The organism is Micromonospora sp. NPDC023737 (assembly GCF_040639715.1).
Taxonomy (GTDB): domain Bacteria; phylum Actinomycetota; class Actinomycetes; order Mycobacteriales; family Micromonosporaceae; genus Micromonospora.
In genome coordinates, this window is the sequence record NZ_JBFAAL010000001.1 from 648,793 (window position 1) to 666,711 (window position 17,919).

The following is a 17,919-nucleotide window of genomic DNA, read 5'->3' on the forward strand; positions in this document are numbered from 1 at the left end:
GCGGCCGGATGGCCACTCCCCCGTCACGTCACCGACGCAGACCGAGCCGCTCGATGAGCGACCGGTAGCGGTTGATGTCCTTCTTCTGGACGTAGTTGAGCAGCCGGCGGCGACGGCCGACCAGCAGCAGCAGCCCACGGCGGCTGTGGTGGTCGTGCTTGTGCACCTTCAGGTGCTCGGTGAGCTCGGCGATCCGCTTGGTGAGGACCGCGACCTGCACCTCGGGCGAACCGGTGTCGCCCTCGGCGGTCGCGTACTCCGCACGGATCTTGGCCTTGGCTTCCTGGTCGAGCGCCATGTTCTCCCTGTTTCGGTGGGTTGATCACTGATGTCCGTCACCCCGGTCGATGGACCGGAGCCGGACCGGCACCTCGCACCCGCGGCGTCGAGCAGGCACGCGAGGCCCCCGTCGGTCATCCGACGTCCCCGCCAGACTACCAGCCGTGGCCGCGCCCGCCGGGCAAGGGCGGTGGGGTGCCACGCGGACGGCCACGCCGCCGCCGGGCGGTGGGCCGGTGGGCCGACCGGTGGTGGGCCGACCGGACCGAGGAAGTCAGCCGAGCGCCTTGCGGGTCCGCTCCACGTCCTGGTGCATCTGCGCGACCAGCGGCTCGATCGAGTCGTAACGGACCTGGCCGCGCAGGTGCGCCACGAAGTCCAGCGCCAGCCGCTCGCCGTAGAGGTCGCCGGAGAAGTCCAGGGCGTACGCCTCCACCCGCCGCTCCCGTCCGGAGAAGGTGGGGTTGGTGCCGACCGACACCGCCGACATCAACGGCTCCCGCTGGCCCCGCCGGATCAGCCGGGCCGCGTACACCCCGTCGGCGGGGATCGCCGCGTACCGGTGGCAGAGCAGGTTGGCGGTGGGGAAGCCCAGTTCGCGGCCGCGCTGGTCGCCACGGACCACCACGCCCTCCACCCGGTGCGGCCGGCCCAGCGCGGCCGCCGCCGCGCCGACGTCACCGGCGTCGACGCAGGAGCGGATGTACGTCGAGGAGAAGACCGTGCCGTCCGTGGACACCAGCGGCGCGCCCTCCACCGCGAAGCCGAAGGTCCGACCCAGCCGCTCCAGCAGCGCCACGTCACCGGCGGCCCGGTGCCCGAAGCGGAAGTTGTCCCCGACCACGACCTGCGCCGCGTGTAGGTGCTCGACCAGCACGTCGTGCACGAACGCCTCCGCGGAGAGCCGGGAGAACTCGGGCGTGAACGGCACCACGCAGAGCACGTCGACGCCGAGCGCCTCGATCAGCTCGGCCTTACGGGCCGGCTCGGTCAGCACCGCCGGGTGCGAGCCGGGCCGGACCACCTCGGCCGGATGCGGATCGAAGGTGACCACCACCGACTGCAGGCCCAGCTCCCGCGCCCGGGCGACGGTGTGACCGATGGTCGCCTGGTGCCCCCTGTGCACGCCGTCGAAGACACCGATGGTGACGACCGACCGCCCCCATCCACCGGGCGCCGCGTCGTACCCCCGCCACCGCTGCATGCCGCTCCTCCCCTGGTTCCGTCACCGGTTCCCCGGCGCCTGCTGTCTCCACCGATGCCGGTGTCGGCCGGCTGCCGCCCGTCAGGCCGGGGCGAGCACGATCTCCGCCCGGGCGCGACCCTCCCGCTCGCTGACGATAGCGATCAGGCCACCGGCCGGATCGAAGACGGCGTACGGACCGGCGATGCCGGCCGGCTCCAGTGGCCCGCCGTGCGAGAGCACCGCGGCCTCGGCGGCGGTGGCGTCCCGGCGTGGGAAGAACCGGTCGGCCGCCGCGGCGAGCGGCAGGTTGACCACGTCGGGGGCCCGCTGCTCCAGCTCGTCGAGGGTGGCGGCCTCCGTGAGGGAGAAGCTCCCCACCGCGGTACGTCGTAGCGCCGTCAGGTGCCCGCCCACCCCGAGCGCGAGGCCCGCGTCCCGGGCGATGGCCCTGATGTACGTGCCGGACGAGCAGGTGACGTCCACGTCCACGTCCACCACGTCGGGCTGGTCCCGCCGCACGGCGAGCAGTTCCAGCCGGGAGACGGTGACCCGCCGGGCCGGCAGCTCGACGGTCTCCCCTTCGCGCACCCGCTTGTACGCCCGCTGCCCGTTGATCTTGATGGCGCTGACCGCGCTCGGCACCTGGTCGATCTCGCCGGTCAGCGCGGCGAGCGCGTCCCGGACGGCCTCGTCGGTGACCTGGCCGGCGGGGACGGTGCGAACGACCTCACCCTCGGCGTCGTCGGTGACCGTCGCCTGCCCGAGCCGGATGGTCGCGGTGTAGCTCTTGCCCGCGCCGATCACGTAGGTGAGCAGCCGGGTGGCCCGCCCCACTCCGATGACCAGCACACCGGTCGCCATCGGGTCGAGCGTGCCGCCGTGCCCCACCCGCCGGGTCCGGGCCAGGCGGCGGATCCGCGCCACCACGTCGTGCGACGTCATGCCGCCGGACTTGTCCACCACGATCAGGCCGTCTGCGCTCACGGCCGCCAAGCCTGCCAGAAGCAACCGAAGGGCCACGCGTCGACACCGTGCTCGGCGGCGGACATCACCGCCACCGCCGGCCGGACGACTCCCGCCCGGGCCGTGACCGAACGCTGATCAGCGGACCGCGCCGACGACCGCCCACCCGCCGGAGCGCATTCGGAGCAGCAACGCGACCAGGCGGAGGACCACGAAGAGGGTGAGCCCGGCCCAGATCCCACCCAGCCCGAGATCGAGTCCGTAGGCGAGCCAGATCGCGGGGAGGAACCCGCCCAACGCCGCCACCACGGTCAGATTGCGCAGGTAACGCACGTCGCCCGCGCCGATCAGCACGCCGTCCAGGGCGAAGACCACCCCGGCCAGCGGTTGCATCGCGACGAACCACGGCCACGCCACCATGGCCTGGTCGCGCACCGCCGGATCGGAGCTGAACAGGGACGGCACGACGCCGGCCCCCGCGCCGATCAACACCGCGAAGGCGACCCCGCAGACGCCGCCGAGCAGGCCGATCCGGCGGGCCAGCGCCCGGGCGCCGGCCTCGTCGCCGGCGCCGAGCGCCGCGCCGACCAACGACTGCGCGGCGATCGCCAGCGCGTCGAGGACCAGCGCGGTGAAGAACCACAGCTGCAGAGCGATCTGATGCGCGCCCACCGCCGCCGCGCCGAAGCGGGACGCCACGGCCGTCGCGGAGAGGAAGCTGGCCTGGAAGGCCACGCCCCGGATCAGCAGGTCCCGGCTGAGCACCAACTGCTGGCGGATCAAGCGGGGGCGGGGCCGCAGCGACACCCGCTCGCGGGCCAGCGCCGCGGCGAAGAGCCCACCGGCGAGGGTCTGGGCGAGGACGTTGGCGACCGCCGAGCCGGCCAGGCCGAGCCCCGCCGGGTAGACCAGCAGCGGGCAGAGCAGCGCGGAGAGCAGGTTGGGGCCGAGCACGAAGAGCAGCGGGCGACGGGTGTCCTGGACACCGCGCAGCCAGCCGTTGCCGGCGGCGGCGAGCAGCAGTCCCGGGGCACCCAGCGCCGCGATCCGCAGCCACACCGCGGCGGCGTCGGCCACCTCGCCGGAGCTTCCGACGAGGGTACGCGCCAGCGGCCCGCCGCCGAGCTGCATGGCGACGGCGACGAGCACTCCGACGCCGAACGCGAGCCAGGACGACTGCACGCCCTCGGCCACCGCGGCGGTCCGGTCCCCGGCGCCGAACCGGCGGGCCGACCGCCCCGTCGTCCCGTACGCCATGACGGTGCCGAGCCACGCGGTGAGCGACATGACCGTGCCCCCGACGGCGAGGGCGGCGAGCGGTTCCCGACCGAGGTGACCGACCACCGCGGTGTCGACCAGCACATAGAGCGGCTCGGCGGCGAGTACGACGAGCGCCGGGAGGGCGAGTCCGGCGATCCGTCGCGCAGCGACGGGCGGGGCGGGGGCGGTCTGTGTCATCGCCGCAGATCCTGACAGAAGTTTTGTAAGGATCGCAAGAGTGGTGATGACTTACAGCTGACCTCCGGACGCCGGTCGCGGGGAGTTGATCGGCTCCACTGCACGAAATCGGGGTGCCGAGGCGGGAGGTAACCCCGATACCAACGACCAATGGATCAACGGGGACCCGGCCGGATCATCTGCCCCGCGCTCGCCCTACTCGTGGCGCGGGTGCGCGGGGTGCGCACCGAGGTGGCCGGGACGGAAGTCGGGCCGGCCGGTGGTCGGGCGGCCCGAGCGGGTGCCCCGAGGCGCGGTGACGCTGTCGGCGCGGCGCGTCGACGGCGTCACCGCCGGCCGGTACGGGTCACTGACGGGTGTCCATCGACGTCTGCAGTGCGCGGCGGGCCTGCTCGCGGGCCTCGTCGACGGGCTTGGGCTCGGGCTTGGGCTTGCTCTGCATGTGGTGCTCCCTTCCAGGGCGTGAGCCACCGGCGAGCGGCGGCCGGCACGGGCGATCCTGCGAAGCACCGCTACGGCGGTCCGGGGTCACCGGAGCGGCCGGTCGGGCGGCGCGGACCCGGGTCTGTCGACCCTGGAAGGAGGCGGGACCGGGTGCGGCACCACCCCCACGGCCTGCGCCGATGGGCACGACGCGAGCCGTTTCCCAAATTAGCGTTCAGTCAGCCGGGTCGCGTGTGGTTCCCGGCATTCGGACGGTCGGGACTGTGCCGTCAACGGGCCAGGAAGTGCCAACCCAACCACCACCAGAAGCCGAAGAGTCCGATCCGGCCCACCGGCACCGGACCCACCTCGTAGCGCATCACGTACGCGCACATCTCGCCGAGGGTCGGGATCCGGGAACCGTCGCGGCGGGCCAGCCACTCCAGGACGGCGAAGAACGCCAGCGAGGCGAGGAAACCACTGATGGCCAACGCCCGCATCATCGCCGCACCAGTTCCCAGAACGCGCCCAGCCAGGCGAACCAGGCCACCGAACGGATCAACTGGCCCTCGAGCAGCGGATCGGCCAGCCGGGAGAAGGTCGGGAAGTCATCGCCCGCCGCGACCACGAAGGTGACGCCCTCGAAGACCCCGAACACCACGATCGGCAACACCCACCAGGCGGCGCCGGAACCGAGCCGGGTCGGGGCGGGCCGACGTGGCACCCGGTTGCTCAGACCGAGCCAGATCAGTAGGCCGCCGGTGCCGAGGACGTAGAGATTGGCCTCGGTGGAGAAGGAGGCGAACCGGCCACCAACCAGCGAGAGGCAGGCCAGCACCGGAATGGAGAAGGTGGGACGGTCCCAGGCGCGCGGCGCCTCGACGGTGAGCTCGCGGGGCTGCTCCATCCCGTGATTCTCCCTGCGCTCGCCGCCTGCGGAAAGGCCGGCGGCACCGCAACACGCGGTGCCGGGCCGACGAGGACGATGCGCCCGGGCCGAACCCGGATCAGGAGGCGGCGGACGGGATCACCGCGGCGTCGAGCTGCCCGCGGATACGTTCGACGACCTCCTCGGCCGTACCACGTCCGGTGAATCCGGCGGCGAAGCGGTGCCCGCCGCCGCCCAACGCGAGCGCCACGCGGCTGACGTCCACCCCGCCCTTGCTGCGCAGCGAGACCGCCCACTCGCCGGGCGCGGTCTGCTTCAGCACGCAGCTGACGTCTGCCTCGGCCGTGCAGCGCACCGAGTCGATCAACGCCTCGAGGACGTACGGGCGCTGATCGTGCCGGGCCAGATCGTCGAGGGTGGCCCAGGTCCAGACCAGTCCTCGACCGCCGGCCGGAGCCGGCTCGAGCCGGGCCCGCCCGAGCACCTCGCCGAAGAGCCGCACCGCACCGAACGGACGGGTGTCGAAGACCCGACGGGAGATGTCGCCGGGACGGATGCCGGTGGCCAACAGTCGGGCCGCCAGGTGATGTACCGCCGGGGTGGTGGCCTCGAAGCGGAACGAACCGGTGTCGGTGGTGAGCGCGACGTAGAGGCACTCGGCGATCCCGGCGTCCAACCCGACTCCGAGCCGGGTCAGCAACTGCTCGGCGACCACCGAGGTGGCGGCCGCGTGCGGGTCGACCAGGTTCACCCCGCCGAAGCGGGTGTTCGAAGCGTGGTGATCGAGCACCAGTGACGCACCTGCCGTGTCCAGACGATCGACCAGCTCACCCAGGCGCGACTCACTCGCCGCGTCGAAGCAGATCACCAAATCCGGATCCGGGTACGCCTCGGTCGCCGGCACCAGCAGGTCGAGCCCCGGCAGGCCCTGGAACGGCACGGGCACCTCCGGTGGGCCCGGGAAGGTCGCCTGCATTCCGCGTACGCCGAGCCGGCGCAGACCCAGCGCGAAGCCGAGCATGCTGCCCAGGGCATCCCCGTCCGGATTCACGTGGCAGATCAGCAGCACCCGCGCGTCGGGCGACAGGTTCCGTAGCAGCGACTCGGCAGCCGCCCAGTCGCCCGCGCCCGGGCCGGAGTCGACCGGGGTCGCCTCGACGACGGCGGCCGTGCCGGACGACCCGCTCACCGCCGTTCCCCGCCGGCTGGCGGGTTGTCGTCCTCGGCGTCCTCGGTGTCCGCATCGTCGTCCTCGTCGAGCCGGTACGGCTGGGCGTCGCCGGCGTACTGGGCGCTGGCCGCGATCCGCTGCACCTCGGCGTCGGCGCTGCGGGCCGCCGCGAGCAGGTCGTCGATGTGCTTGACCTGGTCCTGGACGTCGTCGAGGACGAAGGTCAGGGTCGGCGAGTGCCGCAGCCCGAGGGCCTTGCCCACCGTGCTGCGCAGCATGCCCTTCGCGCTCTCCAGCGCGGCGGCCGTGCCGGCCTGCGCGGCGGCGTCGCCGAGTACGGTGTAGAAGACCGTGGCGTCGCGCAAGTCAGCGGTGATCCGGGCATCGGTGATGGTGATCATGCCGAGCCGCGGGTCCTTGATCTGGCTCCGCACCACCGACGCGACCAGTTCGCGCACCCGCTCCGCGTGCCGGCGTACCTTGGCCGGATCCGTCATCTCGCCACCTCCACGGTGTCCCGCTCCCGGCCGGGACACGGCCACCTGACGCGCCGCCGGCCCGACCGGCCAACATCTCGAACACTACCCGCGCGGTCTCTCCCGGCGCGCGGAGCCGGGGGCGGCGCCACCGAGGGGGCGACGCCGGCCGTGGCCGCAGTTCAGTCGTCCTCGCCGTAGAGCCGACGACGGACCGACAGCAGTTCGGTCTCGGGACGGCCGGCGACCAGGCGCTCGCACGAGTCGAGCACCTCCCGGACGTGCGACGCCTCGGCGGCCACCACGGCCACCGCCACCTGTGCCCGACCGTGCAGGTCGAGCGCCCCCACCTCGGCGGCGGAGACCTCGAAGCGGCGCAGCGCCGCGACGATGGGTCGTACGTATGATCTCTTCGCCTTGAGCGACCGGGAGTCGCCTGGCAGCAGCAGGTCGAAGACCGCGGTTCCGGTGAACATCGCCCCGGACGATACCCGCAGCCCACCCGGCATGATCAAGGGGTTTACGCCGTACGGCGTAAACCCCTTGATCAGCGTGTCAGCACGGGATCAGACCCGCGGCTTCTCCCGCATCTCGAAGGTCTCGATGATGTCGCCGACCTGGAAGTTGTTGAACCCTCCCAGGGTCAGACCACACTCGAAGCCCTCCCGGACCTCCGTGGCGTCGTCCTTGAACCGCTTCAACGAGTTGATCGTGAGGTTCTCGGCCACGACCGCCCCGTCCCGCAGCAGACGCGCCTTCGCGTTGCGGCGGATGAGACCGGAGCGGACGATACAACCGGCGATGTTGCCGATCTTGGACGAGCGGAACACGTCGCGGATCTCCGCGGTGCCGAGCTCGACCTCCTCGTACTCCGGCTTGAGCAGCCCCTTGAGCGCCGCGTCGATCTCCTCGATGGCCTGGTAGATGACGGTGTAGTACCGAATCTCCACGCCCTCGCGGTCGGCGATCTCCCGGACCTTGTTGGCGGCCCGGACGTTGAAGCCGATGATCGTGACCGCCTCGGTCGAGGCGCTCGCGAGCATGACGTCGCTCTCGGTGATCGCACCGACGCCCCGGTGGATGATCCTGAGCTGGACCTCCTCGGGGATGTCGAGGTTGAACAGCGCGTCCTCGAGAGCCTCCACCGAACCGGAGACATCGCCCTTGAGCACCAGGTTGAGCGAGGTCTTCTCGCCCTCCTTGAGCTGCTCCATGAGCGTCTCGAGAGTGGCCCGGCCGCGCGAGTTGGCGAAGGACGCCGCCCGCCGCCGTGCCTGCCGCTGCTCGGCGATCTGCCGCACCGTGCGGTCGTCCTCGGCCGCCAGGAACGTGTCACCCGCTCCGGGCACCGCGGTCAGACCGAGCACCAGCACCGGACGGGCCGGGCCCGCCTCGGCCACCGCGTTGCCGTTCTCGTCGAGCATCGCCCGGACCCGGCCGTGCGCCCCACCGGCGACGATCGAGTCGCCCGCCCGCAGGGTGCCCTTCTGCACCAGCACCGTCGCCACCGCACCGCGGCCCTTGTCCAGGTGCGCCTCGATGGCCACACCCTGCGCCGGCCCGTCGATCGGAGCGGTCAGCTCCAGCGACGCGTCGGCGGTGAGCAGGACGGCCTCGAGCAGGTCCTCGATGCCGATGCCCGGCTTGGCGGCCACGTTGACGAACATGGTGTCGCCGCCGTACTCCTCGGCGACCAGGCCGTACTCGGTCAGCTGCTGGCGGACCTTGTCCGGGTTCGCCTCCGGCTTGTCGACCTTGTTGACCGCCACCACGATCGGCACGTCCGCCGCCTTGGCGTGGTTGAGCGCCTCGATCGTCTGAGGCATCACACCGTCGTCGGCCGCGACCACCAGGATCACGATGTCGGTGACCTGAGCACCACGGGCACGCATGGCGGTGAACGCCTCGTGACCCGGGGTGTCGATGAAGGTGATCGCCCGTTCCTCGCCGTCGTGCGGGACGTGGACCTGGTAGGCACCGATGTGCTGGGTGATGCCACCCGCCTCACCGGCCACCACGTTCGCCTTGCGGATCGCGTCGAGCAGCTTGGTCTTACCGTGGTCGACGTGACCCATGACGGTCACCACCGGCGGCCGGCTGACCAGACGGTCCTCCGCCACCTCGGCGTCGAGGTCGATGTTGAACTGCGCGAGCAGCTCACGGTCCTCGTCCTCCGGGCTGACGATCTGCACGTTGAAGCCAAGGTGCTCACCCAGCAGCAGCAGGGTGTCGTCAGAGCAGGACTGGGTCGCCGTCACCATCTCGCCCAGGTTGAACATCTCCTGGACCAGCGAGCCCGGGTTGGCGTTGATCCGGTCGGCGAAGTCCGACAGCGAGGCGCCACGGGAGAGCCGGACGACCTGACCCTGACCCCGGGGGGCGCCCGAGCTCATGGTCGGGGCCGACAGGTTGTCGAACTCCTGTCTGCGCTGCTTCTTGGACTTGCGACCGCGGGTCGGCCGACCACCCGGACGCCCGAAGGCACCCGCGGCGCCACCGCCACGGCCACGACCGCCGCCACCGGGGCGACCGCCGCCACCGGCCGGGGCACCCGGACGGAAACCGCCACCCGGAGCACCGCCACCGCCGCCCGGACCGCCACGGTAGCCACCGCCACCGCCGCCACCGGGGCCACCGCGGTAGCCACCGCCACCGCCGCCGCCACCGCCGGGACCGCCACGGAAGCCACCGCCACCGGGACGACCCGCGCCGCCGCCGGGGCCACCACGACCGCCACCGGGGCCGCCGGGGCGACCGGTGGTGGGGCGCTGGCTCGGCATGGAGGCCGGGCTGGGCCGCGGCGGCATCGAGGCCGGGCTGGGCCGCGGCGGCATGCCGGCCGGGCTCGGCCGGGGACCGCCGGCACCAGCGGCCGGCGGCCGCTGCTGCTGGCCGCCCTGGATGCCGAACGGGTTGTTACCGGCGCCGCGCGCCGGCGGACGACCACCCGGTCGGGGACCCGGACCCGGGGTCGGGCCACCGGGACGACCGGCCGCCTGGGTACCCGGACGCGGCGGTACCGCGTTCGGACCCGGACGCGGACCCGGACGGGGACCGCCCTCGGCCGGAGGCTCCCGGCGGACGTTCTCCCGCTGCTGCTGGCGGGCGGCCTGCGCGGCCTTGACCGCGGCCTCCTGCTCAGCCTTGAGAGCGGCGGCGCGCGCCTCGGCGGCCGCCACCTCGATGTCGTGCGCGCTCGCCGGCTTGGCGACCGGGGTCGCCGGCTGCGGCGGGCCGGGGACCGGGCCCTTGGGCTTCGGTCCAGGGGTAGCCGCGGCCGGCCGCCGGGGCGGCATGGGCCGAGCCGAGACCCGAGGGGTACCCGGGGTCGGCGCCGGCGTCGGCGTCGGGGATGGCGTCGGGGTCGAGGTCGGCGCCGGGCTCGGGGCCGCCGCCGGGGCGGACGGCGCCGACGAACCACCGGCGGACGCGACGAATGCGCCCCGCAGCCGTCGGGCGACAGGCGCCTCAACGGTGCTGGACGCTGACTTCACGAACTCGCCCATCTCCTTGAGCTTGGCGAGAACGGTCTTGCTTTCGACCCCGAGCTCTTTCGCAAGCTCGTGTACGCGGGCCTTACCTGCCACTGCACTCCTCACTCCGAGGTCGTGCGGGCAGCACCCGCAGCGACCTCACTCGTGCACTTGAAGCCTGGTCATTTCTGCGACTTCATCGTGTGCTCATGTCGGTCGTCCTACCCTGCTAGCGACCCGCGCCCGGTCGGGATGACCGGACGTCGTGGTTGGCGCATCGATGTGCTCCGCAAGCTCACCGTGGTCGAGGACCCCGGCGATGCGCAGCGCCCGCCCGAAGGCGCGTCGCCGCACTGCCAGCGCGAAGCAGGCCGGATCCGGGTGCATGTTCGCTCCCCGACCCGGCAGTCTGCGGTCTGGATCGGGCCGGAGACTGTAACCAGCCTCGTCGCCGACCGCTACGACCCGCAGCAGTTCGCCGGCCGGCGCTCGCCGCCGACAACCCACACAGGTGCGCTCCGGCTGCGCGCGTCGTGCCACTGAGAAAGTCTACCCCTAGCTGCCGGAGATCGCGCTGCCCGGCTCCCGCACGTGATCAGCTCCGCTCCGACCCGCCGGTGCGGACTGCTCCGCGTCGGAACGAATGTCGATGCGCCAACCGGTCAGACGGGCGGCCAAGCGGGCATTCTGCCCCTCACGACCGATCGCGAGCGAGAGCTGGAAGTCCGGCACGGTCACCCGGGCGGTCCGGGTGGCCAGGTCGACCACCTCGACCCGCAGTGCCTTCGCCGGCGACAACGCGTTGCCGACGAAGGTGGCCGGGTCGTCCGACCAGTCGATGATGTCGATCTTCTCGCCGTGCAGTTCGCTCATCACGGCCCGGACCCGCTGACCCATCGGGCCGATGCAGGCGCCCTTGGCGTTGACACCCGGCGCGGTGGAGCGAACGGCGATCTTCGTACGGTGACCTGCCTCACGCGCGATCGCACCGATCTCCACGGTGCCGTCGGCGATCTCGGGCACCTCGAGCGCGAAGAGCTTCTTCACCAGCCCCGGGTGGGACCGGGACAGGGTGATCTGCGGTCCGCGCAGACCCTTGGCGACGTGCACCACGACGCACCGGATGCGCTCACCGTGCACGTAACGCTCGCCGGGCACCTGCTCGGACTGCGGCAGGACGCCCTCCAGCTTGCCCAGGTCGACGCTGACGATGCCCTTCTCGGCCCGCGCCTCGTGCGCCTGCACCACGCCGGTGACCAGGTCACCGTCCCGGCCGACGTACTCACCGAAGTGGGCCTCGTCGGTGGCCTCCCGCAGCCGCTGGAGGATCACCTGCTTGGCGGTCATGGCGGCGATCCGGCCGAAGTCGTGCGGAGTGTCGTCCCACTCCCGCACCACCGCGCCCTCGTCGTCCAGTTCCTGCGCGTACACCGAGGCCGCGCCGGACTTGCGGTCGATCTCCACTCGTGCGTGCGGCTCGGCACCTTCGGTGTGCCGATACGCGGTGAGCAACGCGGTCTCAATCGCCGCGAGGATCGTGTCGAACGGGATCTCCCGCTCGCGCTCGAGTGCGCGCAGCGCCGCGAGGTCGATGTTCACCTCTCCTCGTCCTCCACATCTTCGTCGTCGATCTCGTCTGAATCACCGGTCTCACCGGTGTCATCGAACTCGTCCGCCTCATCGATCTCGTCGAGGCGGCTGAACTCCACCTGCACCCGCCCGGGGCCGAGTTCGGCGTAGGCCCACTCCGCGCGGCCGGTGTCGGTCTCCAACACCACGCGCTCGTCGTCGGCCGTCACGATCCTGCCGGTCACCTGCCGGTCGCCGGTCGGCTGCTCACCACGCTGCTCCGGCAGCGCCGCGGCGGCCCGGGTGGTCACCTTGACCAGCCGGCCGACGTTCCGCCGCCAGTGCCGGGGCAGCGTGAGCGGCCGGTCCACGCCCGGCGAGCTGACCTCCAACTGGTACTCGCCGGCGACGATGTCACCGCCGGTCTCCTCCGCGGAGTCGAGCGCGGCGGAGACCGCCCGGGAGACGTCCGCGACGGCGTCCAGGTTGATCCCGCCGTCGGCGTCCACGATCACCCGCACCACGTGCCGCCGGCCGGCCCGGGAGACGGAGAGGTCCTCGAGGTCGTAGCCCGCCTCGGCGACCACCGGCTCGATCACGTCCCGCAACCGGTTACGCCGGGCGGCGAGGTCGCCACCGCGGGGGCGCTCCGCGCCGCGGGGCCGCCCCGTCGACCTGGTGGCACGGCCACGCTGCGTCATCTCGCACCCTCTCCTACCAAGCGGCGACCCTTGTCCCGCCCCATGCCGGCACGCCACCGGGGCGGACGCGCCCGGTGGCTGCGCAGAGCGTAACGCGCCGCGCAGCCACCCGGCCGGGCGGCGCACCGACAGCGATGCCCCACCGACCGTGGCGGATGGTGTTGACTTGTGCGGTGGTCAGAGGCACGAATGCACAGCGCATCGACGCATCCCGGCATTCCCGGCGCAATCTGCTGCGCACCGGAGGGCTGTTGGCCCTCGGTGCCGCGGCGGCACCGCTGACCGCCTGCGACCCCTTCGGCCGCGAGGAGGCGGCACCCCGGCCGCCCGACCCGCTGCGGCCGCTGCTCGACGAGTCGCTGGCGCTCGCCGCCGCGTACCGGGACGCCGCCACGGCGCACACCGACCTTGCCGCACGGCTCACCCCGATCGCCGAGGCACACCAGGCGCACGCCGCCGAACTCGCCGGGGTTCTGGGGGTCGACCTCCCGTCGGCCGGCGCGACACCGGGCAGCAGCACCGCCACCGACCCGGACGCCACCATCGCCGACCTTCGGCAGCGGGAACGCGTCGGCCGGGACGGCGCCGTGACGGCCTGCGCCGCCGCACCCGCGGCACGTGCCGCGCTCGTCGGCTCGATCGCGGCCGCCCGCGCCACCCACCTGGAGGCCCTGAAGTGAGCGAGCGCAGCGCACCGCCCACGCCCGCCGAGGCGCTCGCCGCGGCGCTCAACGCCGAGTACGCGGCCATCTTCGCCTATGGTCCGATCGGGGTACGGCTCTCCGGCTCGGCTCGCACGGACGCCCGGCAGGCCGAGGCCGCGCACCGGCGCCGCCGGGACGCGCTGGTCGTGCAGCTCAGCACGGCGGGCGCCACCGTCCCGCCGGACCGGGCCGGGTACACGCTGCCGTTCCCGATCACCGACCGGGCGAGCGCGCTGCGGCTGGCGATCGAGGTCGAGGAGCGTACGGCGGCGCACTGGCGGGCGGCGCTGGCCGCCACCAGCGGCAGCGATCGTGACCAGGCGCTGGACGCCCTGGTCGACTACGCCGTGCGGGCCACCCGCTGGCGGCGGACGGCGAAGATCACCCCGCTGACCGTGCCGTTCCCCGGTCGATCCACCTGAGGCGTCCGGAGCGGCGCAGATCACCACCGGTTGCGGACCGCATACCAGGTATGCATACTCCGGGCCATGTCCATCCGTCACGGGCTGCTCGCCCTGCTCGAACGCGGCCAGATGTACGGCTACCAGCTGCGCGCCGCGTTCGAGGAGTCGACCGGCTCGACCTGGCCGCTGAACATCGGGCAGGTGTACACCACGCTCGCCCGTCTCGAGCGGGACGGGCTGGTGCGTTCCCTGCCGGAGAGCGAAGCCGGGCAGCGCCCGTACGAGATCACCGACGCCGGCCGGGCCGACCTCACGTTGTGGTTCGCCACCCCCGTGAGCCGGACCGACCGGCCCCGCGACGAGCTGGCGATCAAGCTGGCTCTCGCACTCACCACCCCCGGGGTGGACGTACGGTCGGTGGTGCAGACCCAGCGCGCCGCGACCATGCGGACGTTGCAGGAGTTGACCCGGTTGAAGTACGCCAGCGACCAGCCGGAGGAGCTGCCCTGGCGGCTGGTGCTGGACGCCATGGTGTTCCAGGCCGAGGCCGAGGTGCGTTGGTTGGACCACTGCGAGACCAGCCTCGTGCGCTACCGGCCCGGCGTTTCTGGACGGCGACTGCCGGTCGAAGTGGACGGATCCGCCGAGGCGGTGCTACCGACCGACGAGGAGGCGCGGCGGTGAGCGGAGTGGACGGCGCCGTCCTCGAGCTGCGTGACGTCCACCGCACCCACGGCACCGGCCCGGCCGCCGTACACGCCCTGCGTGGAGTGAGTCTGGCCGTGCAGCCCGGCGAACTGGTCGCTGTGATGGGGCCGTCCGGGTCGGGCAAGTCCACCCTGTTGGCGCTGGCCGGCGGCCTCGACAGTCCGACCGCCGGGGAGGTACACGTCGACGGGCAACCGCTGGCCTCGCTCGACCGTCGCGGGCTGGCCCAGCTGCGCCGACGCCGGGTGGGCTACATCTTCCAGGACCTCAACCTGCTGGGCAGCCTGAACGCGGTGGAGAACGTGGCGCTGCCACTGGAGCTCGACGGCACCGGGGTGCGGCGCGCCCGCGCGCTGGCCCTGGCCGCGCTCGCCGAGGTGGGCCTGCCCGAACTGGGCGACCGTTTCCCGGACCAGCTCTCCGGCGGTCAGCAGCAACGGGTGGCGATCGCCCGGGCGCTGGTGGGTGAACGGCGGCTGGTCCTGGCCGACGAGCCGACCGGCGCGTTGGACTCGCAGACCGGCGAGGCGGTGCTGCATCTGCTGCGCCGCCGGGTGGACGCCGGCGCGGCCGGACTGCTCGTCACCCATGAGGCGCGGCACGCCGGCTGGGCGGACCGGGTGATCTTCCTACGCGACGGGGTGCTGGTCGACTCGACGGCACCGTTGAGCAGCGTCGAGCAGCTGTTGAGCGGCAGCGGCCGGTGACCGTACGCCCCGGCGCCCGTATCCGCCTCCGGGCCGACTCGCGACCGGCGGACCCGCCGCCGTCCGTCGTCGACGGCCGGCGGCGCGGCGCCGAACTGATCGGGTCGTGGCGGGCGGCGCTGCGTATCGCCCGGCGGGAGGCGCGACGGGCCCGCGGCCGGACCGGTCTGGTGCTGGCCATGATCACGCTGCCGGTGCTGGCGTTGACCTTCCTCGCGGCCAGCTACGACATGTCGGAGCTGACCCGGAACGAGCGGATCGCCCGCCAGGTCGGCATCGCCGACGCCAGGCTGAACTGGGCCGGCGATTTCCCGGTCGTCCAGGACGAGTGGGGCGAGGAATGGTTTCCCCGTGACGAAGCGGGCGTGACCGCAGGCGTGCCGCCCACCACCGAACTGGTCACGCGGCTGCTCGGGCCGGGGAGCCGGGTCGCCGAGGTGCGCGGATGGATTCCGGTCGACCTCAGGGTGGACGGTCGGCGGAACAACCTCGTCGGCCGGGCGCTCGATCTCACCGATCCGCTCGCCCGGGGTGCGGCGCGGCTACGGGAGGGACGGGCTCCGGCCGGTCCCGACGAGATCGCGGCGAGCCGGGCCGCCCTACGGGACCTACGCGCACGGCTCGGCGACACGGTTTTCCGCGCGGACGGCGGCTCGTACCGCGTCGTCGGGGTGGTCGAGTTTCCGGACGACCTGGGCCCGCTCATCGCCCTGCACCCGTCCGCGGTTGCGCCCCCCGAGCCCGGGACCACCGAGGCGAGCTGGCTGGTCGACCTGCCGAGGACGATGAACGCCGGCCTCGTCCAGCGGCTCAACGAGCGGGGCTTCGTCGTCATCAGACACACCGGCGCCGACGAGCATCCGTTCCTGCACGCCTGGCCCGGCTCGGGTACCGCCGACGTGGGTGACCTCGGCACCGGCGTGCTGATCAGCGGGCTGGGTCTGCTGGAGGTGGTGCTGCTCGTCGGACCCGCCTTCGCGGTCGGCGTACGCCGGAGGCGCCGCGACCTCGCCCTGGTCGCGGTGGCCGGTGGAGATGCCGCACAGCTGCGCCGGGTGGTACTGGCCGACGGGGTGGTGCTGGGTGTCCTCGGGGCCGCGGCCGGTCTGCTGCTCGGCGTGGTGGCGGCGTTCGCCGCCCGTCCCCTCGTCGAGCAGTACATCTTCGGCGCCCGCTTCGGCGGGTACCGCTGCTGGCCAGTGGCCTTGGTGGCGATCAGCGGAGTCGCGGTGCTGGCCGGGGTGCTCGCCGCGCTGGCACCGGCCTGGACGGCGGCCCGGCAGGACGTGGTGGCCGGATTGGCCGGCCGGCGTACCCCACCCCGCAGCCACGGCCGCTGGTTGGCGCTCGGATCGGCCCTGACGGCCGGCGGTGCCATGATCGCCGCTTTCGGTGCCACCCAGACCCGCACCTGGGTGATTCTCATCGGCCTGATCCTCGGCGAGCTGGGCCTGGTCTTCTGCACCCCCACGCTGATCGGCCTGCTCGCCCGCCTCGGCCGGGCGTTGCCGCTGGCACCGCGGATCGCACTGCGCGACGCGAGCCGCAACCGCGCATCCGCCGCACCCGCCATCTCCGCCGTGATGGCCGCCGTCGCCGCGAGCGTCGCGCTCGGCACCTACCTGGCCAGTGACTCGGCCCGGGACGCCAAGAACTTTCAGCCCGGCGTGCCCAGCGGGACGGCGCAGTTGTTCTGGACGGAGCAGGACGGTCGGCCACCACCGCTCGCCGAACTCGCCTCGGCGGCCCGCGCCCACCTCGGTGCGGACACCGTGACGCCGATGAACTTCGCGGGATGTGATCGGGAGCGCCGACCGCCGGAAACCTGCTCGGCCGAACCGGTGCTGCCGCCGGATCAGGTCTGCCCCTGGCGGCCGGGCGACGGGCTGAGCGTGGAGCAGCGCCGCCTCGCCCGCGCCGACCCCCGCTGCCAGCTGTCCGATCCCGGCTTCGACAGCGAGTACTTCCAGGTCCTCGTGGACGACGGCACCGCGCTGCCGGTGCTCACCGGCTCCTCCGCGGAGCAGACCGCGGCGGCCACCGCCGTGCTGCGGGCCGGTGGCGTGGTGGTGACCGATCCGCGCTACCTGCACCGGGGCTCCGTGGCGGTCGCGGTGGATCGCACCCTCGAGACCGAGGGGACGCAGTCCGCGGCCCGCACGGTGAGCGTGCTGACCGGCTACGCGCTGCCAGACGCCGTCGGGCCCACCCGGCTGGTGCTCTCCTCCACGGCGGCCACCCGGCTCGGCCTGACCTGGTACACCCGGTCCTGGGCGATCCCGGTTCCGGAAGCGCCCGACGAGCAACAGCAGCAACGGCTCGTCGACGCGTTGCGGCCGTACGGCGAGTTCGTCCTGGATGTGAACCGGGGCCGGCCGTCCTTCAACGACCCGCTGCTGCTCCTGCTCGTCGCCGCGGCAGGCATGATCACCTTGGGTGCGGCGGGGATCGCCACGGGGCTCGCCGCCGCCGAGGGCCGCGCCGATCTGTCCATCCTCGCCGCGGTCGGGGCCAGCCCGCGGGTACGCCGGATGCTCGCGCTCTGCCAGGCCGGAGTGATCGCCGGCCTCGGCTCGGTGCTCGGCATCGTGGCCGGCCTCGGCACCGCCGTCATCATCCTCAGCTCGAGGAACCGGCAGTACGCGGACACCTGGCCGATCCAGGATCCGTACCCGCTCGTCGTGCCCTGGGCGACGCTCGGCGTCCTCGTGGTGGTGCCACTGGTGGCGATGCTCGGCGCGGGGCTGTTCACCCGGTCACGGCTGCCGATCGAGCGCCGCCTCGACTGAGCCGTGCAGCCCGTGCCGA

Annotated in this window: 18 protein-coding genes; 5 read left to right on the forward strand and 13 right to left on the reverse strand. The window is 73.1% G+C overall.

The window, feature by feature from the left end; all coding sequences use genetic code 11:
* Positions 1 to 28: 28 nt before the first annotated feature.
* The 13 genes from rpsO to rimP form a co-directional block, all read right to left on the reverse strand.
* A complete protein-coding gene (rpsO, locus tag AB0F98_RS02855; RefSeq protein WP_043962418.1) occupies positions 29 to 298 on the reverse strand; it encodes a 30S ribosomal protein S15 in 270 nt (89 codons plus the stop codon).
* Positions 299 to 553: 255 nt separating this feature from the next.
* On the reverse strand, positions 554 to 1,483 hold the full coding sequence (locus AB0F98_RS02860) for a bifunctional riboflavin kinase/FAD synthetase (protein ID WP_357727651.1): 930 nt from the start codon (positions 1,481 to 1,483) through the stop codon (positions 554 to 556).
* Positions 1,484 to 1,564: 81 nt separating this feature from the next.
* On the reverse strand, positions 1,565 to 2,449 hold the full coding sequence (truB, locus tag AB0F98_RS02865) for a tRNA pseudouridine(55) synthase TruB (protein ID WP_357727654.1): 885 nt from the start codon (positions 2,447 to 2,449) through the stop codon (positions 1,565 to 1,567).
* 117 nt (positions 2,450 to 2,566) lie between these two features.
* Entirely contained in the window at positions 2,567 to 3,886 is a 1,320-nt protein-coding gene (locus AB0F98_RS02870; RefSeq protein ID WP_357727657.1) for an MATE family efflux transporter, read from the reverse strand.
* A 713-nt stretch (positions 3,887 to 4,599) separates the two neighbouring features.
* Positions 4,600 to 4,809, reverse strand: coding sequence for a DUF6186 family protein (locus tag AB0F98_RS02875; RefSeq protein WP_357729031.1), 210 nt, complete (start codon positions 4,807 to 4,809; stop codon positions 4,600 to 4,602).
* Positions 4,809 to 5,216 (reverse strand): hypothetical protein, encoded by a 408-nt coding sequence (locus AB0F98_RS02880; RefSeq protein WP_357727660.1) that lies wholly within the window; start codon positions 5,214 to 5,216, stop codon positions 4,809 to 4,811. The genes AB0F98_RS02875 and AB0F98_RS02880 overlap by 1 nt, the downstream gene beginning before the upstream one ends.
* 100 nt (positions 5,217 to 5,316) lie before the next feature.
* On the reverse strand, positions 5,317 to 6,297 hold the full coding sequence (locus tag AB0F98_RS02885; protein ID WP_357729034.1) for a bifunctional oligoribonuclease/PAP phosphatase NrnA: 981 nt from the start codon (positions 6,295 to 6,297) through the stop codon (positions 5,317 to 5,319).
* An 86-nt stretch (positions 6,298 to 6,383) separates the two neighbouring features.
* On the reverse strand, positions 6,384 to 6,866 hold the full coding sequence (gene rbfA, locus AB0F98_RS02890) for a 30S ribosome-binding factor RbfA (RefSeq protein WP_357727663.1): 483 nt from the start codon (positions 6,864 to 6,866) through the stop codon (positions 6,384 to 6,386).
* Positions 6,867 to 7,027: 161 nt separating this feature from the next.
* The gene (locus tag AB0F98_RS02895) at positions 7,028 to 7,321 is read right to left on the reverse strand and encodes a DUF503 domain-containing protein (RefSeq protein ID WP_357727666.1); all 294 of its coding nucleotides are present in this window, start codon (positions 7,319 to 7,321) and stop codon (positions 7,028 to 7,030) included.
* 90 nt (positions 7,322 to 7,411) lie between these two features.
* Complete coding sequence (infB, locus tag AB0F98_RS02900) at positions 7,412 to 10,432, reverse strand: translation initiation factor IF-2 (protein ID WP_357727669.1); 3,021 nt, start codon at positions 10,430 to 10,432, stop codon at positions 7,412 to 7,414.
* A 93-nt stretch (positions 10,433 to 10,525) separates the two neighbouring features.
* A complete protein-coding gene (locus AB0F98_RS02905) occupies positions 10,526 to 10,858 on the reverse strand; it encodes a YlxR family protein (protein WP_357727672.1) in 333 nt (110 codons plus the stop codon).
* Between the two features lie 15 nt (positions 10,859 to 10,873).
* The gene (gene nusA / locus AB0F98_RS02910; protein WP_357727675.1) at positions 10,874 to 11,917 is read right to left on the reverse strand and encodes a transcription termination factor NusA; all 1,044 of its coding nucleotides are present in this window, start codon (positions 11,915 to 11,917) and stop codon (positions 10,874 to 10,876) included.
* Positions 11,914 to 12,588: a ribosome maturation factor RimP gene (gene rimP / locus AB0F98_RS02915; RefSeq protein WP_357727678.1), complete on the reverse strand. Its 675-nt coding sequence runs from the start codon at positions 12,586 to 12,588 to the stop codon at positions 11,914 to 11,916. The genes nusA and rimP overlap by 4 nt, the downstream gene beginning before the upstream one ends.
* A gap of 230 nt (positions 12,589 to 12,818) precedes the next feature.
* Here rimP and AB0F98_RS02920 point away from each other — a divergent pair, with 230 nt between their 5' ends.
* The 5 genes from AB0F98_RS02920 to AB0F98_RS02940 all read left to right on the forward strand — a co-directional run bounded on the left by AB0F98_RS02920 (position 12,819) and on the right by AB0F98_RS02940 (position 17,900).
* Positions 12,819 to 13,268 (forward strand): hypothetical protein, encoded by a 450-nt coding sequence (locus tag AB0F98_RS02920; RefSeq protein WP_357729037.1) that lies wholly within the window; start codon positions 12,819 to 12,821, stop codon positions 13,266 to 13,268.
* A complete protein-coding gene (locus tag AB0F98_RS02925) occupies positions 13,265 to 13,714 on the forward strand; it encodes a ferritin-like domain-containing protein (protein ID WP_357727681.1) in 450 nt (149 codons plus the stop codon). The genes AB0F98_RS02920 and AB0F98_RS02925 overlap by 4 nt, the downstream gene beginning before the upstream one ends.
* Before the next feature lie 66 nt (positions 13,715 to 13,780).
* Positions 13,781 to 14,380, forward strand: a complete 600-nt coding sequence (locus tag AB0F98_RS02930; RefSeq protein WP_357727684.1) for a PadR family transcriptional regulator — start codon at positions 13,781 to 13,783, stop codon at positions 14,378 to 14,380.
* On the forward strand, positions 14,377 to 15,111 hold the full coding sequence (locus AB0F98_RS02935) for an ABC transporter ATP-binding protein (protein WP_357727687.1): 735 nt from the start codon (positions 14,377 to 14,379) through the stop codon (positions 15,109 to 15,111). The genes AB0F98_RS02930 and AB0F98_RS02935 overlap by 4 nt, the downstream gene beginning before the upstream one ends.
* The gene (locus AB0F98_RS02940) at positions 15,108 to 17,900 is read left to right on the forward strand and encodes an FtsX-like permease family protein (RefSeq protein WP_357727689.1); all 2,793 of its coding nucleotides are present in this window, start codon (positions 15,108 to 15,110) and stop codon (positions 17,898 to 17,900) included. Before AB0F98_RS02935 ends, AB0F98_RS02940 begins: the two co-directional genes overlap by 4 nt.
* The last annotated feature ends 19 nt before the right edge of the window (positions 17,901 to 17,919 follow it).

Coding starts and splice junctions, on each gene's coding strand:
- rpsO (WP_043962418.1), bottom strand. CDS start 298: ATGGCGCTCGACCAGGAAGCCAAGGCCAAGATCCGTGCGGAGTACGCG.
- AB0F98_RS02860 (WP_357727651.1), bottom strand. CDS start 1,483: ATGCAGCGGTGGCGGGGGTACGACGCGGCGCCCGGTGGATGGGGGCGG.
- AB0F98_RS02870 (WP_357727657.1), bottom strand. CDS start 3,886: ATGACACAGACCGCCCCCGCCCCGCCCGTCGCTGCGCGACGGATCGCC.
- AB0F98_RS02875 (WP_357729031.1), bottom strand. CDS start 4,809: ATGCGGGCGTTGGCCATCAGTGGTTTCCTCGCCTCGCTGGCGTTCTTC.
- AB0F98_RS02880 (WP_357727660.1), bottom strand. CDS start 5,216: ATGGAGCAGCCCCGCGAGCTCACCGTCGAGGCGCCGCGCGCCTGGGAC.
- rbfA (WP_357727663.1), bottom strand. CDS start 6,866: ATGACGGATCCGGCCAAGGTACGCCGGCACGCGGAGCGGGTGCGCGAA.
- AB0F98_RS02895 (WP_357727666.1), bottom strand. CDS start 7,321: ATGTTCACCGGAACCGCGGTCTTCGACCTGCTGCTGCCAGGCGACTCC.
- rimP (WP_357727678.1), bottom strand. CDS start 12,588: ATGACGCAGCGTGGCCGTGCCACCAGGTCGACGGGGCGGCCCCGCGGC.
- AB0F98_RS02930 (WP_357727684.1), top strand. CDS start 13,781: ATGTCCATCCGTCACGGGCTGCTCGCCCTGCTCGAACGCGGCCAGATG.